Annotated in this window: 18 protein-coding genes and 2 pseudogenes; 16 read left to right on the top strand and 4 right to left on the bottom strand. The window is 63.2% G+C overall.

Translation table 11 applies throughout. The features are described from left to right. Window positions 1-116: 116 nt before the first annotated feature. Window positions 117-2,807: an aconitate hydratase AcnA gene (gene acnA, locus E8F20_RS14495; protein ID WP_280284320.1), complete on the top strand. Its 2,691-nt coding sequence runs from the start codon at window positions 117-119 to the stop codon at window positions 2,805-2,807. Between the two features lie 147 nt (window positions 2,808-2,954). On the opposite strand, the pseudogene E8F20_RS14500 reads toward acnA, so the two are convergent. The 3 genes and pseudogenes from E8F20_RS14500 to E8F20_RS14510 form a co-directional block, all read right to left on the bottom strand. Further along, window positions 2,955-3,533: pseudogene (locus E8F20_RS14500) on the bottom strand (cupin domain-containing protein); the annotation flags it as partial. 382 nt (window positions 3,534-3,915) lie between these two features. Continuing rightward, window positions 3,916-4,341 carry an alginate lyase family protein gene (locus E8F20_RS14505; RefSeq protein ID WP_280284321.1) on the bottom strand — a complete coding sequence of 142 codons (426 nt, stop codon included), beginning with the start codon at window positions 4,339-4,341 and terminating at the stop codon, window positions 3,916-3,918. A gap of 23 nt (window positions 4,342-4,364) precedes the next feature. Next, window positions 4,365-4,514, bottom strand: a pseudogene (locus E8F20_RS14510) (GDP-mannose dehydrogenase); the annotation flags it as partial. 629 nt (window positions 4,515-5,143) lie between these two features. On the opposite strand from E8F20_RS14510, the gene E8F20_RS14515 reads away from it, so the two are divergent. Then, complete coding sequence (locus E8F20_RS14515) at window positions 5,144-6,709, top strand: PAS domain-containing methyl-accepting chemotaxis protein (RefSeq protein ID WP_280284322.1); 1,566 nt, start codon at window positions 5,144-5,146, stop codon at window positions 6,707-6,709. 103 nt (window positions 6,710-6,812) lie between these two features. Here the strand turns inward: E8F20_RS14515 and E8F20_RS14520 are convergent, their stop codons facing one another. Beyond that, window positions 6,813-7,442, bottom strand: coding sequence for an alpha/beta family hydrolase (locus E8F20_RS14520; RefSeq protein WP_280284323.1), 630 nt, complete (start codon window positions 7,440-7,442; stop codon window positions 6,813-6,815). A gap of 108 nt (window positions 7,443-7,550) precedes the next feature. Here E8F20_RS14520 and ccoN (E8F20_RS14525) point away from each other — a divergent pair, with 108 nt between their 5' ends. The 14 genes from ccoN (E8F20_RS14525) (at window position 7,551) to hemN (ending at window position 21,260) form a co-directional block, all read left to right on the top strand. Beyond that, on the top strand, window positions 7,551-8,987 hold the full coding sequence (gene ccoN, locus E8F20_RS14525) for a cytochrome-c oxidase, cbb3-type subunit I (protein ID WP_028630898.1): 1,437 nt from the start codon (window positions 7,551-7,553) through the stop codon (window positions 8,985-8,987). Next, window positions 8,987-9,598, top strand: coding sequence for a cytochrome-c oxidase, cbb3-type subunit II (gene ccoO, locus E8F20_RS14530; RefSeq protein WP_280284324.1), 612 nt, complete (start codon window positions 8,987-8,989; stop codon window positions 9,596-9,598). Before ccoN (E8F20_RS14525) ends, ccoO (E8F20_RS14530) begins: the two co-directional genes overlap by 1 nt. A 4-nt stretch (window positions 9,599-9,602) precedes the next feature. After that, window positions 9,603-9,770, top strand: a complete 168-nt coding sequence (locus tag E8F20_RS14535; protein WP_028630900.1) for a CcoQ/FixQ family Cbb3-type cytochrome c oxidase assembly chaperone — start codon at window positions 9,603-9,605, stop codon at window positions 9,768-9,770. Next, on the top strand, window positions 9,767-10,702 hold the full coding sequence (gene ccoP, locus E8F20_RS14540) for a cytochrome-c oxidase, cbb3-type subunit III (protein WP_280284325.1): 936 nt from the start codon (window positions 9,767-9,769) through the stop codon (window positions 10,700-10,702). The genes E8F20_RS14535 and ccoP (E8F20_RS14540) overlap by 4 nt, the downstream gene beginning before the upstream one ends. A gap of 435 nt (window positions 10,703-11,137) precedes the next feature. Next, complete coding sequence (gene ccoN, locus E8F20_RS14545) at window positions 11,138-12,577, top strand: cytochrome-c oxidase, cbb3-type subunit I (RefSeq protein ID WP_280284326.1); 1,440 nt, start codon at window positions 11,138-11,140, stop codon at window positions 12,575-12,577. Then, window positions 12,577-13,188 (top strand): cytochrome-c oxidase, cbb3-type subunit II, encoded by a 612-nt coding sequence (gene ccoO, locus E8F20_RS14550; protein WP_028630903.1) that lies wholly within the window; start codon window positions 12,577-12,579, stop codon window positions 13,186-13,188. Before ccoN (E8F20_RS14545) ends, ccoO (E8F20_RS14550) begins: the two co-directional genes overlap by 1 nt. A 6-nt stretch (window positions 13,189-13,194) precedes the next feature. Further along, a complete protein-coding gene (locus E8F20_RS14555; protein WP_280284328.1) occupies window positions 13,195-13,383 on the top strand; it encodes a cbb3-type cytochrome c oxidase subunit 3 in 189 nt (62 codons plus the stop codon). Then, window positions 13,380-14,354: a cytochrome-c oxidase, cbb3-type subunit III gene (ccoP, locus tag E8F20_RS14560; protein WP_280284329.1), complete on the top strand. Its 975-nt coding sequence runs from the start codon at window positions 13,380-13,382 to the stop codon at window positions 14,352-14,354. The genes E8F20_RS14555 and ccoP (E8F20_RS14560) overlap by 4 nt, the downstream gene beginning before the upstream one ends. A 135-nt stretch (window positions 14,355-14,489) precedes the next feature. Beyond that, window positions 14,490-15,905 (top strand): cytochrome c oxidase accessory protein CcoG, encoded by a 1,416-nt coding sequence (gene ccoG, locus E8F20_RS14565; RefSeq protein ID WP_280284330.1) that lies wholly within the window; start codon window positions 14,490-14,492, stop codon window positions 15,903-15,905. Between the two features lie 14 nt (window positions 15,906-15,919). Then, window positions 15,920-16,417, top strand: coding sequence for a FixH family protein (locus E8F20_RS14570; protein ID WP_280284331.1), 498 nt, complete (start codon window positions 15,920-15,922; stop codon window positions 16,415-16,417). Window positions 16,418-16,423: 6 nt separating this feature from the next. Beyond that, on the top strand, window positions 16,424-18,823 hold the full coding sequence (locus E8F20_RS14575) for a heavy metal translocating P-type ATPase (RefSeq protein WP_280284332.1): 2,400 nt from the start codon (window positions 16,424-16,426) through the stop codon (window positions 18,821-18,823). Between the two features lie 27 nt (window positions 18,824-18,850). Next, window positions 18,851-19,072: a cbb3-type cytochrome oxidase assembly protein CcoS gene (gene ccoS, locus E8F20_RS14580; RefSeq protein ID WP_028630909.1), complete on the top strand. Its 222-nt coding sequence runs from the start codon at window positions 18,851-18,853 to the stop codon at window positions 19,070-19,072. Beyond that, window positions 19,065-19,796 carry a sulfite exporter TauE/SafE family protein gene (locus E8F20_RS14585; protein ID WP_028630910.1) on the top strand — a complete coding sequence of 244 codons (732 nt, stop codon included), beginning with the start codon at window positions 19,065-19,067 and terminating at the stop codon, window positions 19,794-19,796. Before ccoS ends, E8F20_RS14585 begins: the two co-directional genes overlap by 8 nt. A gap of 81 nt (window positions 19,797-19,877) precedes the next feature. Continuing rightward, on the top strand, window positions 19,878-21,260 hold the full coding sequence (gene hemN / locus E8F20_RS14590; RefSeq protein WP_280284333.1) for an oxygen-independent coproporphyrinogen III oxidase: 1,383 nt from the start codon (window positions 19,878-19,880) through the stop codon (window positions 21,258-21,260). Window position 21,261 lies beyond the last annotated feature (1 nt).

Raw genomic sequence — 21,261 nt, forward strand, 5'->3', positions numbered from 1 at the left:
AGCCCGGCCCGCCCGGCCGGTCGGCTGACATGGCAAGACCCGCCAAGCGGGGCTAGGGTTTTAGCTTCCGTACGAGCAGCCGGCCCATGCCGCGTGGGCCTCAAGGAGAGATCCCGATGCCTTCCCTGGATAGCCTGAACTGCCGCCGCAGCCTCGAAGTCGCAGGCAAGACCTTTCACTACTTCAGCCTGCCCGAGGCCGCCAAGCGCCTGGGCGCAATCGACAAGCTGCCCATGTCGATGAAGGTGCTGCTGGAGAACCTGTTGCGCTGGGAGGATGACGAAACGGTCAATGCTGCCGACCTCAAGGCCCTGGCCGAGTGGCTCGGCCCGCGCAGTTCGGAGCGGGAGATCCAGTATCGCCCCGCCCGGGTGCTGATGCAGGACTTCACTGGCGTGCCGGCCGTGGTGGACCTGGCCGCCATGCGCGCCGCCGTCGCCGCGGCCGGTGGCGACCCGCAGCGCATCAACCCGCTGTCGCCGGTGGACCTGGTGATCGACCATTCGGTGATGGTCGACCGCTTCGCCTCCCAAGCCGCCTTCGGAGAGAACGTCGAGATCGAAATGCAGCGCAACGGAGAGCGCTACGCCTTCCTGCGTTGGGGCCAGCGGGCCTTCGACAACTTCAGCGTGGTGCCACCGGGCACCGGCATCTGCCACCAGGTCAACCTGGAGTACCTGGCCCGTACCGTCTGGACCCGCGAAGAAGACGGCCTGACCTACGCCTTCCCCGACACCCTGGTGGGCACCGACTCCCACACCACCATGATCAACGGCCTCGGCGTACTCGGCTGGGGCGTGGGTGGTATCGAAGCGGAGGCCGCCATGCTCGGCCAGCCGGTGTCGATGCTGATTCCCGAGGTCATCGGCTTCAAACTCACGGGCAAGTTGCGCGAAGGTATTACCGCCACCGACCTGGTGCTCACCGTCACCCAGATGCTGCGCAAGAAAGGCGTGGTGGGGAAATTCGTCGAATTCTACGGCGACGGCCTGGCCGACCTGCCCCTGGCCGACCGCGCCACCATCGCCAACATGGCCCCGGAATACGGCGCCACCTGCGGTTTCTTCCCGGTGGACGAGATCACCCTCGGCTACCTGCGCCTTTCCGGCCGTCCGGACGAGACCGTGCAACTGGTGGAGGCCTACAGCAAGGCCCAGGGCCTCTGGCGCGAGCCGGGCCATGAGCCGGTATTCACCGACACCCTGGCCCTGGACCTTTCCAGTGTCGAAGCCAGCCTGGCCGGCCCCCGTCGTCCCCAGGACCGCGTGCCGCTGCCCCAGGTACCCAGGGCTTTCGACGACCTGCTGAACCTGCAACTCAAGTCCTCCGGCACCAGTGGTGCCGGCAAGGCCAGCGTGACGCTGGACGATGGTGAACGCTTCAATCTCGAAGATGGCGCCGTGGTCATCGCCGCCATCACCTCCTGCACCAACACCTCCAACCCCAGCGTGATGATGGCCGCCGGCCTGCTGGCGAAGAAGGCCGTGGAAAAGGGCCTGACCCGCAAACCCTGGGTGAAGTCCTCCCTCGCCCCGGGTTCCAAGGTCGTGACCGAGTACTTCCGCGCGGCCGGCCTCACACCCTATCTGGACCAGCTCGGCTTCAACCTGGTGGGCTACGGCTGCACCACCTGCATCGGTAACTCCGGGCCCCTGCTCGACCCCATCGAGAAGGCCATCCAGCAAGCGGACCTGACGGTGGCCTCGGTGCTGTCGGGCAACCGCAACTTCGAAGGCCGGGTGCATCCGCTGGTGAAAGCCAACTGGCTGGCGTCGCCACCGCTGGTGGTGGCCTATGCATTGGCGGGCAGCGTGCGCGTGGATATTGCCAACCAGCCCCTGGGCCAGGGCAAGGACGGCCAGCCGGTCTATCTCAAGGATGTCTGGCCAAGCCAGCAGGAAATCGCCGCCGCCATCCAGAAGGTGGATACCGCCATGTTCCGCAAGGAATATGCCGAAGTCTTCGCCGGCGACGCGCAATGGCGCGCGATCAAGGTGCCCGAATCCGATACCTACGCCTGGCAGTCGGACTCCACCTACATCCAGCACCCGCCCTTCTTCGCCGACATCACCGGTGCGCCGCCGAAGGTGGAAGACGTCCAGCAGGCTCGCATCCTGGCCCTGCTCGGCGATTCGGTGACCACCGACCATATCTCCCCGGCTGGCAACATCAAGGCCGACAGCCCGGCTGGTCGCTATCTGCGCGAGCACGGGGTCGCTCCAGCAGACTTCAACTCCTACGGCTCACGACGCGGCAACCATGAAGTGATGATGCGCGGCACCTTCGCCAATATCCGCATTCGCAACGAGATGCTCGGTGGCGAGGAAGGCGGCAACACCCTGCACCTGCCCAGCAGCGAAAAACTGGCCATCTATGACGCCGCCATGCGTTACCAGGACGAAGGCACGCCGCTGGTGATAGTCGCCGGCAAGGAATACGGCACCGGTTCCTCCCGCGATTGGGCGGCCAAGGGCACCAACCTGCTGGGGGTCAAGGCGGTGATCGCCGAGAGCTTCGAGCGTATCCACCGCTCCAACCTGGTGGGCATGGGCGTGTTGCCCCTGCAGTTCAAGGGTGGCGACGACCGCAAGACCCTCAACCTCACCGGTAAGGAAACCCTGACCATCAGCGGCCTGGACAGCGCCAGCCTGCGCCCGCACATGGACCTGCAGCTGGAAATCACCCGCGATGACGGCTCGAAGGAGCAGGCTGAACTGCTGTGCCGCATCGATACCCAGAACGAGGTGGAGTACTTCAAGGCCGGCGGCATTCTCCACTACGTTCTGCGGCAACTCCTGGCGGGCTAACCTCCCGGCGCGGCCTGCGGAAAAGCCTCGTAGGGTGGATGGCGCTTTTCCATCCACCAGCAGCGTCATGCCGAGCCCAGAATGGTGGACCGGTGAAGCGTGGTCCACCCTACGACTGAAGCCCACCCCTGGGTGCGCCGTTGGGGATCAGCCCCGCACCAGGCCCAGGTCCTGGGCACTGCGGCCGTAGACATCTTCCAACCGCTCGATATCGTCCTCGCCCAGGTAGCTGCCGGACTGGACCTCGATGATTTCCAGCGGGATCTTGCCGGGGTTGGCCAGGCGGTGGATCGAGGCGATGGGGATGTAGGTGGACTGGTTTTCGGTGAGCAGGAAGGTCTTGTCGTCACAGGTCACCCGTGCGGTACCGGACACCACTATCCAGTGCTCGGCGCGGTGGTGGTGCATCTGCAGCGAGAGCTGCGCCCCCGGTTTTACGGTGATGTGCTTGACCTGGTGACGGGAACCCGAGTCCACCGAGTCGTAGCCGCCCCAGGGACGGTAGGCCTGACAGTGGCTCTGGGTTTCCTGGCGGCCACGGGCGTCCAGTGCGCCGACCAGTTTCTTCACCTCTTGCACCTTGTCCTTGTGGGCGATCATCACCGCGTCACGGGTTTCCACCACCACCACGTCCTCCAGGCCCAGCAGGGTGACCAGCTTGGAGTTGCCGTGGACATAACAATTGCGGCTGTCATGGGTGAGCACATCGCCCTTGAGCACGTTGCCATAGCCGCCGCGGCGCTGCATGGTCTGCTGGAACAGCGTGTGTTCACCGGCCGGGGCCAGGAACTGCTTGGGGTACAGCTTGCGCGACAGCGGCTAGAGTCGCGAACCACTGCCACCGGACAAAATCACTGGAATCATGCCTGCTCTCCTCTCAACCCTCGAATCCACCTGGGCCGCGCCGTCGTCCCGACGACCGGCAGGATCAATCCTCCGGCACGTCCTGTGCCGGGGAAACGCATGCGTCAGTCGCGCTCGCCCAGCTGCGGGAGCGTGGCGAACAGCTGGGTGATGTCGCCATCCAACCGGTAGGTTTTCAGTGGCTCGATGGAGCGACGCCATTCTTCGGTGCTGGGCGCGCAACGGTAGAGCGCGCAGTAGGGTTTCAGCCAGGCGAACTTGCCGTCCTCCCGCAGGTCTTCCAGCTCCTGCTTGAGCCGGTCTTCTCTTCGAAGCGCCGTGGGTTCTCGATGCCCTGCTCCACGCACGTGGCCAGGCGCTGAATCGCCCGGTGATTGTCCGTGCGCAGGTCGATGCCGTTGGCCTGGGCGAAGGCCATCATCATCATCATCATCATCATCAGCGGGCCCATGCTGTAGTTGTGGTAAGCCAGGGCGCGGGTCTCGCGGCGCAGTTCGTTGGGCAGGTAGCCCTCCGCATCGACCTGCGAGACGCCTATACGCAGTTGCGCCACGGACCACTCGAACAGGTCGCGACGATCAACCACGACCGAGGCGGCCATCACCGCCCAGGCAGCCCAGTCCTGAAGGTTGTTGGGGCGCTCCAGCGGCTGGTCGCGCCAGTCCGCCACCACCTGCTGGCCGAGCCGGCCGATCCCGGTTCCACGATGGGCGACTTGCCCTGGTTGATCATCTCGATCTTCAACGGGGCGATGTCCACCCCGACAATCTGGTGCCCCCGCGCCGACAGGCATCCTGCACAAACGGCCCCCACGTACCCCAATCCGAAAATGCTGATGCGCATTGCACGATCCCCCCAGGCGAACGACCAGGGCTGACCTCGCGACAGACTTGCGAGCGTCCAGCCCGAACAAGACTCGAAGGCACGGCAGGATTCTTCGCGAATGACCGGGACCGGATTCACGACGCCAAGAAAGCACGACAGCCGTATTGCGAAAGACAACTTCGATTGAGCAAATCGAATGCAAGCCGCAGAACCATAAAATCATCTTGAAGTTTAAAATTTAGTAACCAATAAAAAACAGGCGACCACCCAAAAAGCCACGCACCACGCAGCTTTCAACACCCCCACAAGAAAGCCAAAAACCATGCAGGGCTGCCTTTAATAGTCACGAGAATGCACCCGCAAGATCCATTGATAGATACCAATGCAAACTACAAAGTGCGTCATATATATGCCGAAAAAAAACAGAACACTGCACTTGATAGATATCCATTAAGAGAAAATGAAAATTCGCCAGATTATCCACACCAAAAACTTGCGCGATTTCAAAATGACTACCGGCGCGGGAAGCGGGCAGCGAGATGAGGGGGTAGGTGGCGACGGAATCCGGATAGACTGTCGCGAAAAGAAAAGGCTCAACCTAAGCGCGCGGATGCCGATATAAGCAGTAAGCCTTGCGGAAGGACATCATGAGAAATAACCAACCTGTGACCCAGCGGGAACGTAGCTTCCCGATCGAACAACGCCTGATCTCCACTACGGACAGCAAAGGCGTCATCACCTATACCAACGAAGCCTTCATCGACATCAGCGGCTACAGCCGCGACGAACTGCTTCATTCGCCACATAACCTGGTGCGCCACCCGGACGTGCCGTCTGCGGTCTTCGCTCATATGTGGGCGACCCTGAAAAAGGGACGTCCGTGGATGGGGGTGGTGAAAAACCGCTGCAAGAACGGCGACCACTACTGGGTGAATGCCTACGTCACGCCCATTTTCGATGGGAGCCAGGTCACCGGCTATGAGTCAGTGCGGATCAAGCCGACCGCCGAACAGGTGCGTCGCGCCGAAGCCCTCTATCAGCGCCTGAATGCCGGCAAGGCCGCCATCCCCGGCCGCGACAAGTGGCTGCCGGTGGTACAGGACTGGCTGCCCTTCATCCTCATCAGCCAGATCGCTTTCCTGATCGGCGCCTGGCTGAACTCCCACTGGGGCTTCCTTCTAGCCGCCCTGCTGTCGGTGCCCCTTGGCCTGATCGGCCTGGCCTGGCAGAACCGCGGTATCAAGCGCCTGCTGCGCCTGGCCGAACAGACCACCTCCGACCCGCTGATCGCACAGATGTACACCGACAGCCGCGGCGTCCAGGCGCGCCTGGAAATGGCGATGCTCAGCCAGGAAGCGAGGCTGAAGACCTGCCTGACCCGACTGCAGGACACCGCAGAGCACCTCACCCAGCAGGCTCGCGAGGCCGACACCCTGGCTCACAACAGCTCCGAAGGCCTGGAACGCCAGCGGGTGGAAACCGAGCAGGTGGCCGCTGCGGTGAACCAGATGGCCGCCACCACCCAGGAGGTGGCCAACAATGTACAGCGCACCGCCGATGCCACCCAGCAAGCCAACCGCCTGACCAGCGAGGGCCGCAACATCGCCGCCGAAACCCGCGAGGCTATCCAGCGTCTCTCCGCGTCCGTCGGTGAAACCGGCGAGACCGTCACGCGACTGGCCCAGGACAGCAACGAGATTGGTGGCGTGGTGGATGTCATCAAGGGCATCGCCGACCAGACCAACCTGCTGGCGCTGAACGCGGCCATCGAGGCCGCCCGCGCCGGCGAAATGGGCCGTGGCTTCGCCGTGGTGGCCGACGAGGTGCGCCAGCTCGCCCAGCGCACGGCGGAATCCACCGGGCAGATTCATCAACTCATCGCCCAATTGCAGAAGACCGCCGAAGAAGCCGTGCACACCATGGAGCATGGCCGTCGCCAGGCGGACGAAGGCGTCGAGCGTGTGCTCCAGGCGGACCAGGCGCTGGTGGGCATCAGCGAAGCGGTGGCCAACATCGCTGACATGGCCGACCAGATCGCCGCAGCGACCGAGGAACAGAGCGCGGTGGCCGAGCAGATCAACCAGAGCATCAGCAGCATCGCCCACCTGGCCGACCAGACCTCGGGCGAGGCCCAGCGCACGGCCATGCTGAGCGAAGAGCTGACCCACACGGCGCAGGGGCAGTATTCCCTGGTGGACAGGTTCAATCGCTGAAGCAATCAACAGGGCGTCAGACCAGGCTGTGTGAGACCGTCGCGAGTGACGCTCAGCATCACCGAGCGCAGCAGTTTTCACACAGCCTGAGACGGCGCCCTTCTCATTCCTGGACCGGTCCTGCCAGGAACCGCGCTATCGCGTCTGCCGCGCTGTCCAGATGCTGCTCATGGGTAAACCCGGAGGCCTTCAGCGGCTTCAGATCGTGATCCCCGGCAGCGAGCCAGCACAAGTGAATGGCACCCGAGAGGCTGTAGCCCGCGACCGCAAGGCGATCGCCCATGGGGTCGCGCTCGCCCTGGATGATCAGGGTCGGAGTCTTCAGGTCCGCCAGGTGGGCGACCCGAGGTTTGTCCGCCTTGCCCACGGCATGGAAGGGGTAGCCCAGGCACACCAGGGTGTCGACGCCCAGTTCATCGGCCAGCAGGCTGGCCATGCGCCCGCCCATAGACTTACCACCCACGGCCAAGCGTCCTGTGACCTGCTGTCGCACCTCGGCATGAATCTCCCGCCAGCAACTCAGTAGCAGGGCCTGGTGATTGGGTGGCCGGCGACGCCCGTCGTGCCGCCGCGCAGCCATATAGGGAAACTCGAACCGGACCACCGCAACGCCACGAGCGGCGAGCCTTTGCGCGATGTCATCCATGAACGGACTGTCCATCGGGGCACCGGCGCCATGGGCCAGGATTAGGGTGTACGAAACCGGGCCGTCAGGCCTGTTCCACAACAGCATTCAGACTTCTCCGTCGTTTGTGGGCGATTGATCCAGATCAATAGTCGCCCAATGGGCTTTCACCATGCTTGCCGCGCAATCCAAAAACCGTGGACGGAAGCCCATAACATGAGCACAGCAAGCAGTACCGCCTATAACTACAAGGTGGTCCGCCAGTTCGCCATCATGACGGTGGTCTGGGGAATCGTCGGGATGGGGCTCGGCGTTCTCATAGCCGCACAACTGGCCTGGCCGGAACTCAACTTCAACCTTCCCTGGACGAGCTTCGGCCGACTGCGCCCACTGCACACCAACGCAGTGATTTTCGCATTCGGCGGATGCGCGCTGTTCGCCACCAGCTACTACGCGGTGCAGCGTACCTGCCAGACCCGCCTGATCTCCGACAAGCTCGCTGCCTTCACCTTCTGGGGCTGGCAACTGGTGATCGTGCTGGCCGCCATCAGCCTGCCAATGGGCTGGACCAGCTCGAAAGAATACGCCGAGCTGGAGTGGCCGATCGACATCCTGATCACCATTGTCTGGGTCAGCTACGCCATCGTCTTCTTCGGCACCGTGATGAAGCGCAAGACCAAGCACATCTATGTGGGCAACTGGTTCTTCGGCGGCTTCATCCTCACCGTCGCGATCCTCCATCTGGTGAACAACCTGGAGATCCCGGTCACCCTGACCAAGTCCTACTCCCTTTACGCCGGCGCCACCGACGCCATGATCCAGTGGTGGTACGGCCACAACGCCGTGGGTTTCTTCCTCACGGCCGGCTTCCTGGGGATGATGTATTACTTCGTGCCGAAGCAGGCCGAACGCCCGGTCTACTCCTATCGCCTGTCCATCGTGCACTTCTGGGCGCTGATCGCGGTGTACATCTGGGCCGGTCCGCACCACCTGCACTACACCGCCCTGCCGGACTGGGCCCAGTCCCTCGGCATGGTGATGTCCCTGGTGCTGCTCGCACCGAGCTGGGGCGGCATGATCAACGGCATGATGACCCTCTCCGGAGCCTGGCATAAGCTGCGCTCCGACCCCATCCTGCGCTTCCTGGTGGTTTCCCTGGCCTTCTACGGCATGTCCACCTTCGAAGGCCCGATGATGGCCATCAAGACCGTCAACGCCCTCTCCCACTACACCGACTGGACCATCGGCCACGTACACGCCGGCGCCCTCGGCTGGGTCGCCATGGTGTCCATCGGTTCCCTGTACCACCTGATTCCGAAAGTGTTCGGCCGCGAGCAGATGTACAGCACCGGCCTGATCAACACCCACTTCTGGCTGGCCACCATCGGCACCGTGCTCTACATCGCCTCCATGTGGGTCAACGGCATCACCCAGGGCCTGATGTGGCGCGCAGTGAACGAGGACGGCACCCTCACCTATTCCTTTGTCGAAGCCCTGGAAGCCAGCCACCCCGGCTTCGTCGTGCGGGTGATCGGCGGAGCCATCTTCTTCAGTGGCATGTTCCTCATGGCCTGGAACACCTGGCGTACCGCGAAGGCCTCCGATCCTGCTGAATACGACGCTGCCGCGCAGATCCCGCAAGGAGCCCACTGATGAAACAGCACGAGAAACTCGAGAAGAACGTCGGCCTCCTGGCGTTGTTCATGATCCTGGCCGTCAGCATCGGCGGCCTGGTGCAGATCGTGCCGCTGTTCTTCCAGGACGTGACCAACACCCCGGTGGAAGGCATGAAGCCCTACACCGCCCTGCAACTGGAAGGTCGCGACATCTACATCCGTGAAGGCTGCGTCGGTTGCCACTCGCAGATGATCCGCCCCTTCCGCGCCGAAACCGAGCGTTATGGCCACTACTCCGTCGCGGGTGAAAGCGTCTGGGACCACCCCTTCCTATGGGGCTCCAAGCGTACCGGTCCGGACCTGGCCCGCGTGGGCGGCCGCTACTCCGACGATTGGCACCGCGCGCACCTCTACAACCCGCGCAACGTGGTGCCCGAGTCGAAGATGCCCGCCTATCCCTGGCTGGTGGAGAACACGCTGGACGGGAAGGACTCGGCGGCCAAGCTCCGCGCCATGCAGACCCTCGGCGTGCCATACAGCGACGAGGATGTTGCGGGCGCCCAGACGGCGGTCAAGGGCAAGACCGAGATGGATGCCCTGGTCGCCTATCTCCAAGTGCTGGGCACCAGCCTGAAGAACAAGAGGTAAGGCCATGGACATCGGAACCCTGCGTGGCCTCGGCACCCTGCTGGTGCTGATCGCCACCCTTGGCGTGATCTGCTGGGCGTACAGCGGCAAGCGCAAGGCCAGCTTCGACGAAGCCGCGAACCTGCCCTTCGCCGACGACGACCGGAATGATTCTAGGAGCACCCGCGCATGACCACTTTCTGGAGCTGGTACATCTCCCTGCTCACCATCTTCACCCTACTGGCGTTGCTCTGGCTGATCTTCGCCACCCGAAAGGGCGAGTCCCAGGGCACCACCGACAAGACCATGGGCCACGCCTTCGACGGCATCGAGGAGTACGACAACCCGTTGCCCAAGTGGTGGTTCCTGCTGTTCGTCGGCACCCTGATCTTCGCCGCCGGCTACCTGGTGCTTTACCCGGGGCTGGGTAACTGGAAAGGGATTTTTCCCGGCTACACCGACGGCTGGACCCAGGAAGCCCAATGGCAGCGCGAAATACACAAGGCCGAACAACAGTACGGCCCGATCTTCGCCCGCTACTCCGCCATGTCCATCGAGGAAGTGGCCAAGGACCCGCAAGCCTTGAAGATGGGCGGCCGCCTGTTCGCCACCTACTGCTCCATCTGCCACGGCTCGGATGCCAAGGGCGCCATGGGCTTCCCCAACCTCACCGACAGCAACTGGCGCTGGGGCGGCGAACCAGAAACCATCAAGGCTTCCATCCTGCACGGTCGTGTGGCCGCCATGCCGGCATGGGGCGAGGTGCTGGGTGACGAGGGCGTGAAGAACGTCGCAGCCTATGTGCGCCAGGACCTGGCCGGCCTGAAACTGCCGGAAGGCACCAAAGCAGACCTGGAGTCCGGCAAGTCGCTATTCGCCGCTACCTGCGTTGCCTGCCACGGTGTCGACGGCAAGGGCACTGCGGCCATGGGTGCTCCGGACCTGACCCACCCGGCCGGCTGGATCTACGGCTCGGGCCTGGTCCAACTGCAGCAGACCATCCGCTACGGCCGCAACGGCCAGATGCCGGCCCAGCAGGAATACCTTGGCCAGGACAAGGTCCACGTACTGGCTGCCTATATCTACAGCCTGTCTCACAAGGACCAGGATCTGGCCATCAAGTAGTGAAGAAGTCGGGGTGACGCAAGGACGCGTCGCTCCAACCAGGCAGCCAGGCGTTCCAGCCGAACTGCATGCCGCGCAAAACGGCACCCTGAGCCGGGTGCCAAGGACACAGGGAAGTGTCCACCCCTTCTTTTATATAGTGCGACCCAGTGTCGCACCTCTCCGACCAGTAGCACCCTGCCTTCATTGACATCGGCTAAGCTGCTTTCCAGTCGCCACTTGTCACAACTCCGAGGCGATCCCTCCAGTCACGCAACCCATCAGGCTTCGACAGCGCGTCGAGCAGCGTCGAAAGCACAGCCGCAAATCCTTGTCCAGCGGGCTTTTCAGCCCGGATTGTGTCGGCTTGTGTCGTTGCAATGGCTACCCTCTTTCTCCATACTTGCCGCCGATTTTTTGTCCCCAAAAAACTCCATTAACCGTGGAACCCCTAGCATGAGCACAGCAATCAGTCAGACTGCTTATAACTATAAGGTGGTCCGCCAGTTCGCCATTATGACGGTGATCTGGGGGGTCATAGGGATGGGTCTAGGCGTGTTCATCGCCGCACAACTCGTGTGGCCGGAACTCAACCTGAACCTACCCTGGACCTCTTTCGGCCGCCTGCGCCCCCTGCATACCAACGCGGTGATCTTCGCCTTCGGCGGATGCGCACTGTTCGCCACGTCCTACTATGTGGTGCAGCGCACCTGCCAGACCCGTCTGGTATCCGATAGTCTGGCCGCCTTCACCTTCTGGGGCTGGCAAGCCGTGATCGTGCTGGCAGTCATCACCCTGCCGCTGGGTTACACCTCCTCCAAGGAATACGCCGAACTGGAGTGGCCGATCGACATCCTCCTGGGTATCGTCTGGATCACCTACTGCGTCGTCTTCTTCGGCACCATCATCAAGCGCAAGACCAAGCACATCTACGTGGGCAACTGGTTCTTCGGCGCTTTCATCCTGGTGACGGCCATGCTGCACATCGTCAACAGCATGGAAATGCCGGTCTACGCCTTCAAGTCGTACTCCATGTACGCCGGCGCTACCGATGCCATGATCCAGTGGTGGTACGGCCACAACGCCGTAGGCTTCTTCCTGACCACCGGCTTCCTGGGGATGATGTATTACTTCGTGCCGAAGCAGGCCGAACGTCCGATCTACTCCTATCGCCTGTCCATCGTGCACTTCTGGGCGCTGATCACCCTGTACATCTGGGCCGGTCCGCACCACCTGCACTACACCGCCCTGCCGGACTGGGCACAGTCCCTCGGCATGGCCATGTCCCTGATCCTGCTGGCGCCGAGCTGGGGCGGCATGATCAACGGCATGATGAGCCTGTCCGGTGCCTGGCATAAGCTGCGCTCCGACCCCATCCTGCGCTTCCTGGTGGTTTCCCTGGCCTTCTACGGCATGTCCACCTTCGAAGGCCCGATGATGGCCATCAAGACCGTCAACGCCCTCTCCCACTACACCGACTGGACCATCGGTCACGTACACGCCGGCGCGCTCGGCTGGGTAGCCATGATCTCCATCGGCTCCCTGTACCACCTGATCCCGAAGGTCTTCGCCCGTGAGCAGATGCACAGTGTTGGCCTGATCAACGCGCACTTCTGGCTGGCGACCATCGGTACCGTGCTGTACATCGCCTCCATGTGGGTCAACGGCATCACCCAGGGCCTGATGTGGCGCGCTGTCAACGAAGACGGCACCCTCACCTACTCCTTCGTTGAAGCCCTGGAAGCCAGCCACGCGGGCTACCTGGTGCGCATGATCGGCGGCGCCTTCTTCGTGACCGGCATGCTGCTGATGGCCTACAACACCTATCGCACCGTACGTGCTGCCAAGCCGTCTGAATACGACGCTGCCGCGCAGATTCCGCAAGGAGCTCACTAATGAAGCAACACGAATTAGTCGAGAAGAACATCGGCCTGCTGGCGCTGTTCATGGTGATCGCCGTGAGCATCGGCGGCCTGGTGCAGATCGTGCCGTTGTTCTTCCAGGACGTGACTAACACTCCGGTGGAAGGCATGAAGCCGCGCACCGCGCTGGAACTCGAAGGCCGTGACATCTACATCCGCGAAGGCTGCGTCGGCTGCCACTCGCAGATGGTCCGCCCCTTCCGTGCCGAAACCGAGCGTTATGGCCACTACTCCGTCGCGGGTGAAAGCGTCTGGGACCACCCCTTCCTGTGGGGTTCCAAGCGTACCGGTCCGGACCTGGCCCGCGTTGGCGGCCGCTACTCCGACGACTGGCACCGCGCGCACCTCTACAACCCGCGCAACGTAGTGCCCGAGTCGAAGATGCCCTCCTACCCCTGGCTGGTTGAGAGCAAGCTCGACGGCAAGCACACCGCCGACAAGATGGAAGCTCTGCGCAAGCTGGGCGTGCCCTACACCGACGAAGACATCGCCGGCGCCAAGGCGGCAGTCAAAGGCAAGACCGAGATGGACGCGCTCGTCGCGTACCTGCAAGGCCTGGGCACCTCTATCAAGAACAAACGGTAACGCAAGATGGATATCGGGACTCTCCGCGGTATAGGCACCTTCGTCGTCTTCGTCGCCTTCATCGGTGTCGTGCTCTGGGCCTACAGCAGCAAGCGCAAGAGCAGCTTCGACGAAGCAGCCAACCTGCCTTTCGCGGATGAGCCTCCGAAGTCCGCCAAGCGCGACGAGCAAGCTTCTAGGAGTGAGAAAGAATGACTTCGTTCTGGAGTTGGTACGTAACCCTGCTCACCAGCGCCACGCTGGTGGCGCTGACCTGGCTGATCTTCGCCACCCGTCGTGGCCAGCGCCAGGAAAGCACCGAAGAAACCGTCGGCCATGCCTTCGACGGCATCGAGGAATATGACAACCCGCTGCCCAAGTGGTGGTTCATGCTGTTCGTCGGCACCCTGATTTTCGCCGTCGGCTACCTGGTCATGTACCCGGGCATGGGCAACTGGAAAGGCATCTTCCCCGGTTACAACGAAGTGGCCGAGGGCAAGCCCTTCGCCAACGGCGAGGCTGGCTGGACTGGCGTGCACCAATGGGAAAAGGAAATGGACAAGGCCGATAAGGAATACGGCCCCATCTTCGCCAAGTACGCAGCCATGCCGATCGAGGAAGTGGCCCAGGACCCGAAAGCCCTGAAAATGGGTGGCCGCATGTTCGCGTCCTACTGCTCCGTATGCCACGGTTCCGATGCCAAGGGCGCCTACGGTTTCCCGAACCTGACCGACCACGACTGGCGCTGGGGTGGCGAAGCCGCCACCATCAAGACCACCATCATGGCTGGCCGCCACGGCGTTATGCCGGCCTGGGGTGAAGTTGTTGGCGACCAGGGCGTGCGCGACGTTGCCGCCTTCCTGCGCGTGACCCTGCACGGTCGTGAACTGCCGAAGGACGTGAAGGCTGATCCGGAAGCTGGTAAAGCCATCTACGCTGCCAACTGCGTGGCCTGCCACGGTCCGGAAGGCAAGGGCACCCCGGCGATGGGCGCTCCAGACCTGACCCACCCGAGCGCCTTCATCTACGGCAGCAGCTACGCCCAGCTGCAACAGACCATCCGCTATGGTCGCCAAGGCACCATGCCGGCCCAGGAGCAAATCCTCGGTAACGACAAGGTGCACCTGCTGGCTGCCTACGTGTATAGCCTGTCGCAGAAACCTGCTGCAGAAGCTGAAGCCAAGTAATACCCTCGCCTGCCATGCGCGACGCACTGTCGCACATGGCAGGCCGCTATCAGGCGTACCATATATAGCGGACAGAAAGACTCCGACCGGCGATGTACTGGTCAGGGCGCCGACAACCGCCGTGGTATGAGAACGATGAGCGAACAGATTCCTGTCAAGAACGTCACCCCTTCCCCGGCCAAGGGCGGTGAAACCACCGACCTGTACGCCAGCCGCGAAAAAATCTACACCCGAGCCTTCACTGGTCTGTTCCGCAACCTGCGCATGACAGGTGGCGCCCTCCTCTTCCTGCTCTACTTCGGCACTGTCTGGCTCAGCTGGAACGACCGCCAGGCCGTCTGGTGGAACCTCCCCGAGCGAAAGTTCTACATCTTCGGCGCCACCTTCTGGCCCCAGGATTTCGTCCTCCTCTCCTGGCTGCTGATCATCTGCGCCTTCGGACTCTTCTTCATCACCGTATTCGCCGGACGCGTCTGGTGCGGCTACACCTGCCCGCAGAGCGTCTGGACCTGGATCTTCATGTGGTGCGAAAAGGTCACCGAAGGTGACCGCAACCAGCGCATTAAGCTCGACAAGGCCCCCATGAGCGGCCAGAAAATCCTGCGCAAGTCCGCCAAGCATGGCCTCTGGTTGCTGATCGGCTTCGCCACCGGCATCACCTTCGTCGGTTATTTCACCCCCATCCGCGAACTGGTCTTCGAATTCTTCACGGGCGCAGCCAGTGGCTGGGCCTACTTCTGGGTGGGCTTCTTTACCCTTGCCACGTACGGCAACGCCGGTTGGCTGCGCGAGCAGGTGTGCATCTACATGTGCCCGTACGCGCGCTTCCAGAGCGTGATGTTCGACAAGGACACCCTGATCGTTTCCTACGATCCTCGCCGCGGTGAATCCCGCGGCCCGCGCAAGAAAGGCACCGACTACAAGTCCCAGGGGCTTGGTGACTGCATCGACTGCACCATGTGCGTCCAGGTCTGCCCCACCGGCATCGACATTCGTGACGGCCTGCAGATCGAATGCATCGGCTGCGCGGCCTGCATCGACGCCTGCGACAGCATCATGGAAAAGATGAACTATCCGAAAGGACTGATCAGCTACACCACCGAGCACAACCTCAATGGCCAGAAGACGCAGCTGATGCGACCGCGCCTGATCGGTTACGCTATCGCACTCGTCGCCATGATTGGCCTCTTCGCTTACGCCGTGGCCATCCGCTCCCTCGTAGAACTGGACGTGATCAAGGACCGCGTGTTGTTCCGCGAGAACGAGCAGGGTCGGATCGAGAACGTCTACACCCTGAAGATCATGAACAAGTCCCAGGTCGACCAGACCTTCGTCATCGACGCCGAGGGCCTTGACGGCCTGGTCTACGAGGGCAAGCGTGAAGTCCGCGCCGATGCGGGTGAAGTGCTCTCGGTGCCGGTGGAGCTGTCCATCGACCCCGACCAGCTACCGTCCAGCACCAACAAGATTCTCTTCCGCGTCCACAGCGCGGATGACCTCAGTATCAAGACCGACGCCGACAGCCGCTTCATCGGCCCCAGCGTCCGCTAGCAAACGGAAGACCCATGCAGTCCGAAACTCCCAGCCCCTGGTACAAGCAGCCCTGGCCCTGGTTCATCCTCGCCATTCTCGGCACCTCGGTGGTGCTTGGCACCACCATGTTGGTGATCGCCACCCGAAACCCACCGAGCCTGGTCGCTGACAACTACTACGAAGTCGGCAAGGGCATCAACACCTCGCTGGAACGCGAAAACCTAGCCAAGCAGCTCGGCATGCAAGCCAGCCTGCAAGTGGATGAGGCCAGCGGCGAAGTCGAGCTGCAACTGGCCGGCGAAAGCCGTCCACAGCAACTGGTGCTGAGTCTGCTCTCCCCTACTCAGCCGGAGAAGGACCGTCGCATCGTGCTCCAGCCCCAGGCTGACGGTCACTACCGCGGCCACCTGCAGGACCTGGTCAACGGGCGCCGTTTCGTCGAGCTGATCGGCCAGGAGCAGGGCCAGGACTGGCGCCTGTTCGAGGAAGAAACCCTGAACAAGGGCAGTGTTATCCGCCTCGGCGAATAAGCGCCCATGAGCGCACCACTTTCCTGCTACCACTGCGGCTTGCCGGTTCCGGCCGGCAGTCGTTTCGAGGCCCGCGTGCTGGGAGAGACGCGGGCCATGTGTTGCCCGGGTTGCCAGGCCGTGGCCGAAGCCATCGTCGCCGGCGGCCTGGAGAACTACTACCGCCACCGCAGCGACAATGCCCCCAACCCCGACACCTTGCCCCGCGAGCTCCCCGACGAGCTGGCGCTCTATGACCGCGCCGAAGTCCAGCAGCCCTTCGTTCAGCACCAGGGCGAACTGAGCGAGACCTGCCTGCTGATCGAGGGCATCAGTTGCGCTGCCTGCGGCTGGCTGATCGAGAAACACCTGAAGACCTTGCCAGGCGTTGCCGAGGCCAGCCTCAACCTGTCCAACCACCGTCTGCAGGTACGTTGGTCCGACAGCCAGCTGCCGCTGAGCCAGATGCTCAAGGAGCTGCGCAAGATCGGCTATGCCGGACACCCCTACAAAGCGGACGAAGCTGCCCAACGTCTGGCCAGCGAAAACCGCCGCGCGATGCGCCAGCTGGGCGTCGCCGGCCTGCTCTGGATGCAGGTGATGATGGCTGCCATGGCTACCTGGCCGGAGTTCAACATCGACCTGTCCCCCGAGCTGGACGCCATCCTGCGCTGGGTCAGCCTTTTTCTCACCACGCCGATCGTCTTCTACTGCTGCGGCCAGTTCTTCCGCGGCGCCCTGCGCGATTTGCGCACACGCCACCTGACCATGGACGTTTCGGTCTCCCTGGCCATCGGCGGTGCCTATGTCGCCGGCATCTGGTCTACCGTCACCGGTGTGGGCGAACTCTACTTCGACGCCGTGGGCATGTTCGCCCTGTTCCTGCTGGCGGGCCGCTACCTGGAACGCCGCGCCCGAGAGCGCACCGCTGCGGCCACCGCGCAACTGGTCAACCTGCTGCCAGCCTCGTGCCTGCGTCTGGACGAGAAAGGCCATAGCGAACGCATCCTGCTCAGCGAACTGAAGATCGGCGATCGCGTACTGGTCCCTCCGGGCTCTCTGCTGCCAGCCGATGGCCAGATCCTGTCTGGCCAGTCCAGCGTCGACGAGTCCCTGCTCACCGGCGAATACCTGCCCCATCCACGCAGCGAAGGCGATTCGGTAACCGCCGGCACCCTGAACGTCGAAGGCCCGCTGACCATCGAAGTCCTGGCACTTGGTGACGATACCCGCCTCTCGGCCATCGTCCGCCTGCTGGAACGCGCCCAGGCGGACAAACCTCGGCTGGCCGAAGTGGCCGACAAGGTTGCCCAATGGTTCCTGCTGATCGTACTTGCGGCGGCTGCCATCGTCGGCGCCATCTGGTGGCAGATCGATCCGGATCGCGCGTTCTGGGTCGTGCTTTCCCTGCTGGTGGCCACCTGCCCTTGCGCCCTGGCCCTGGCCACCCCGACCGCCCTCACAACCGCCACAGGCAGCCTGCACAAGCTCGGCCTGCTGCTGACCCGCGGCCACGTGCTGGAAGGTCTGAACCAGATCGACACGGTGATCTTCGACAAGACTGGCACCCTGACTGAAGGCCGTCTGACCCTGAGCGCCATTCATCCTCTTGGCACGCTGGACCGCGATGCCTGCCTGGGTCTGGCCGCAGCCTTGGAGAACCGCTCAGAACACCCTATCGCCCGTGCGTTCGGCCGCGCCCCGCAAGCGGCGAACAAGGTAGAAAGCGTGCCCGGGCGCGGGTTGGAAGGTCGTGTCGGCGATCGATGCCTGCGAATCGGCCAGCCCGGCTTCGTCGCCGAGCTCAGTGGCACGGCGGCCCCCGACATTCCCGGCGACCAGGGCCAGTGGCTACTGCTGGGAGATGAAAAGGGGCCACTGGCCTGGTTCGTTCTGGACGACCGCTTGCGGGAAGATGCCCCAGCCCTACTGGATGCCTGCCGCGAACGTGACTGGAAGCTCCTGCTGCTGTCTGGCGACAGCTCGCCCATGGTGACCGGCATCGCCCGCCAGTTGGGCATCGACGATGCCCGTGGCGGTCTGACTCCGGATGCCAAACTGGAAGTACTGCGCCAGCTCCATCAGCAGGGCCACAAAGTGCTGATGCTGGGTGATGGCGTCAACGACGTACCGGTCCTGGCCGGAGCGGATATCAGCGTCGCCATGGGCAGCGCTACCGACTTGGCCAAGACCAGCGCGGATGCCGTGCTGCTTTCCAACCGACTCGACAGTCTGGTGCAAGCGTTCGCCCTGGCTCGGCGGACACGCCGCATCATCATCGAAAACCTCGCCTGGGCGACCTTGTACAATGGCCTGGTGCTGCCTTTCGCCGCCCTCGGCTGGATCACCCCCCTCTGGGCTGCCTTCGGCATGTCGGTCAGCTCGCTGCTGGTGGTGGTCAACGCCCTGCGCCTGGCCCGCACCTGACCCACGAATCTTCAATCGGAGCCCCTGATGCCAGCGCTTTACATACTGATCCCGGTCGCCATCGGCCTGGTCGGTTTCGCCATCTGGCTGTTCTTCTGGGCCGTGGACAGCGGCCAGTACGACGACCTGGACGGGCCGGCCCACAGCATCCTCTTCGATGACGAGGACCCCAAGCACAAGGCTGGTATCGCCGAAGCCGAGGGCAACAACAAGGACAAACAGGACGAGCAGGACGAGCCCCGTGGCTGAACTTGCTCCTTTACTGCTTTCTGCCCTGATCCTCGGACTGCTCGGGGGCGGCCATTGCCTCGGCATGTGTGGCGGCCTGATGGGCGCCCTGACCCTGGCCATCCCCCCTGAACAACGCGCCCGCCGCCTGCGCCTGCTGCTGGCCTACAACCTCGGTCGCATCCTCAGCTACGCCCTTGCTGGCCTGCTCATCGGCCTCGCCGGCTGGGCCATCGCCAGCAGCCCGGCAGCCATGGCCCTGCGCGTGGTGGCGGCGCTGCTGCTGATCTGCATGGGCCTCTACCTGGCTGGCTGGTGGAGCGGCCTGACCCGCATCGAAGCACTGGGACAGGGCCTCTGGCGCCACATCCAACCGGCAGCGCGCAAGCTGCTGCCGGTGTCCAGCCTACCCCGCGCCCTGCTGCTGGGCGGACTCTGGGGCTGGCTGCCCTGCGGCCTGGTCTACAGCACCCTGCTCTGGGCCGCGAGCCAAGGCTCGGCCGCCGACAGCGCACTGCTGATGCTTGCCTTCGGCCTCGGGACCCTGCCCGTGTTGATCGCCACCGGCCTCGCCGCCGAGCGTCTTACCGCACTGCTGCGCAAGCGCGGCGTGCGTGTCGCCGGTGGCATGCTGGTAGTCCTCTTCGGTCTCTGGACCCTGCCCGGCCCCCACCAGGCGTGGCTGATGGGTCACGGCGGACACGACAGCAGTGCCGCCACCAGCGAGCATCAACACAGCCACTAAACGGCTTGATACAAATCAAGATCGCCCAAGCGGGTGCCCCATAGACTCCCTGGCACTGATATCCGAACCGGGGACACCTGCATGCTCGACAACATTCGCTGGGACGCGGGCCTGATCCACCGCTACGACACTCCAGGCCCCCGCTACACCTCCTACCCCACCGCGGTGCAATTCAGCCACCGTGTGGGCTCCTTCGACATGCTTCATGCCCTGCGCGACAGTCGCAAGGCCCGTCGCCCCCTGTCGCTCTACGTCCATGTGCCGTTCTGCGCGAACATCTGCTACTACTGCGCCTGCAACAAGGTCATCACCAAGGATCGCGGCCGCGCTCTGCCCTATCTGGAACACCTGGAGCGGGAAATCGAATTGCTGGCCTGCCACCTTGATCCGCAGCAGAAAGTCGAGCAACTGCACTTCGGGGGCGGCACCCCGACCTTCCTCAGCCACGATGAACTGCGCCGGCTCATGGGTCATCTGCGCAAGCACTTCAGCCTGCTGGACGACGACTCGGGGGACTACGGTATCGAAATCGATCCGCGGGAGGCCGACTGGTCCACCATGGGCCTGCTCCGTGAATTGGGCTTCAACCGAGTCAGCCTTGGCGTGCAGGACCTGGACCCCGCCGTGCAACGCGCCGTCAACCGTTTGCAGAGCCTGGAGGAGACCCGCGCCATCGTCGAAGCCGCGCGTACCTTGCAGTACCGCTCACTGAACCTCGACCTGATCTACGGCCTGCCCAAGCAGACCCCGGAGAGCTTCGCCCGAACCGTGGACGAAGTCATCGCCCTGCAACCGGACCGGCTTTCAGTGTTCAACTACGCCCACCTGCCGGATCGCTTCATGCCGCAACGGCGGATTCGCAGCGAAGACCTGCCCAGCCCCGGGCAAAAGCTGGAAATGCTCCAGCGCAGCATCGAGCAGTTGAGTGCTGCCGGGTACCGCTACATCGGCATGGATCACTTCGCCTTGCCCGACGACGATCTCGCCATCGCCCAGGAGGATGGCAGCCTGCAACGCAACTTCCAGGGGTACACCACCCACGGCCATTGCGACCTGATTGGCCTGGGCGTATCGGCCATCAGCCAAATCGGCGACCTCTACTGCCAGAACACCGTGCAGCTCAACGACTACCAGGGTGCCCTGGGGCAGGACCTATTGGCTATCAATCGGGGGCTGGTGTGCGACGAGGACGACCGCATTCGCAGAGCGGTGATCCAGCAACTGATTTGCGCGTTCGAGCTGGACTTCGCCAGCATCGAAACCCGTTTCAACATCGAATTTCGCGGCTACTTCGCTGACATCTGGCCGCAATTGCAGCAAATGAGCGAGGATCGCCTGATCGACCTCAGCGACGGCCGCATCGACGTCCTGCCCGCTGGGCGCCTGCTGGTGCGCTCGCTGTGCATGCTCTTCGACAACTACCTGGCGGGGCTGAACCCGCAACGATTCTCCCGCGTCATCTGAA

Source organism: Pseudomonas sp. BN415 (assembly GCF_029871195.1).
Classification (GTDB): Bacteria; Pseudomonadota; Gammaproteobacteria; order Pseudomonadales; family Pseudomonadaceae; genus Metapseudomonas; species Metapseudomonas resinovorans.

Excerpts from the sequence above, each read along its gene's own strand:
- acnA (WP_280284320.1), top strand. The coding sequence starts at position 117 with ATGCCTTCCCTGGATAGCCTGAACTGCCGCCGCAGCCTCGAAGTCGCA.
- E8F20_RS14515 (WP_280284322.1), top strand. The coding sequence starts at position 5,144 with ATGAGAAATAACCAACCTGTGACCCAGCGGGAACGTAGCTTCCCGATC.
- E8F20_RS14520 (WP_280284323.1), bottom strand. The coding sequence starts at position 7,442 with ATGCTGTTGTGGAACAGGCCTGACGGCCCGGTTTCGTACACCCTAATC.
- ccoN (WP_028630898.1), top strand. The coding sequence starts at position 7,551 with ATGAGCACAGCAAGCAGTACCGCCTATAACTACAAGGTGGTCCGCCAG.
- ccoO (WP_280284324.1), top strand. The coding sequence starts at position 8,987 with ATGAAACAGCACGAGAAACTCGAGAAGAACGTCGGCCTCCTGGCGTTG.
- E8F20_RS14535 (WP_028630900.1), top strand. The coding sequence starts at position 9,603 with ATGGACATCGGAACCCTGCGTGGCCTCGGCACCCTGCTGGTGCTGATC.
- ccoP (WP_280284325.1), top strand. The coding sequence starts at position 9,767 with ATGACCACTTTCTGGAGCTGGTACATCTCCCTGCTCACCATCTTCACC.
- ccoN (WP_280284326.1), top strand. The coding sequence starts at position 11,138 with ATGAGCACAGCAATCAGTCAGACTGCTTATAACTATAAGGTGGTCCGC.
- ccoO (WP_028630903.1), top strand. The coding sequence starts at position 12,577 with ATGAAGCAACACGAATTAGTCGAGAAGAACATCGGCCTGCTGGCGCTG.
- E8F20_RS14555 (WP_280284328.1), top strand. The coding sequence starts at position 13,195 with ATGGATATCGGGACTCTCCGCGGTATAGGCACCTTCGTCGTCTTCGTC.
- ccoP (WP_280284329.1), top strand. The coding sequence starts at position 13,380 with ATGACTTCGTTCTGGAGTTGGTACGTAACCCTGCTCACCAGCGCCACG.
- ccoG (WP_280284330.1), top strand. The coding sequence starts at position 14,490 with ATGAGCGAACAGATTCCTGTCAAGAACGTCACCCCTTCCCCGGCCAAG.
- E8F20_RS14570 (WP_280284331.1), top strand. The coding sequence starts at position 15,920 with ATGCAGTCCGAAACTCCCAGCCCCTGGTACAAGCAGCCCTGGCCCTGG.
- E8F20_RS14575 (WP_280284332.1), top strand. The coding sequence starts at position 16,424 with ATGAGCGCACCACTTTCCTGCTACCACTGCGGCTTGCCGGTTCCGGCC.
- ccoS (WP_028630909.1), top strand. The coding sequence starts at position 18,851 with ATGCCAGCGCTTTACATACTGATCCCGGTCGCCATCGGCCTGGTCGGT.
- hemN (WP_280284333.1), top strand. The coding sequence starts at position 19,878 with ATGCTCGACAACATTCGCTGGGACGCGGGCCTGATCCACCGCTACGAC.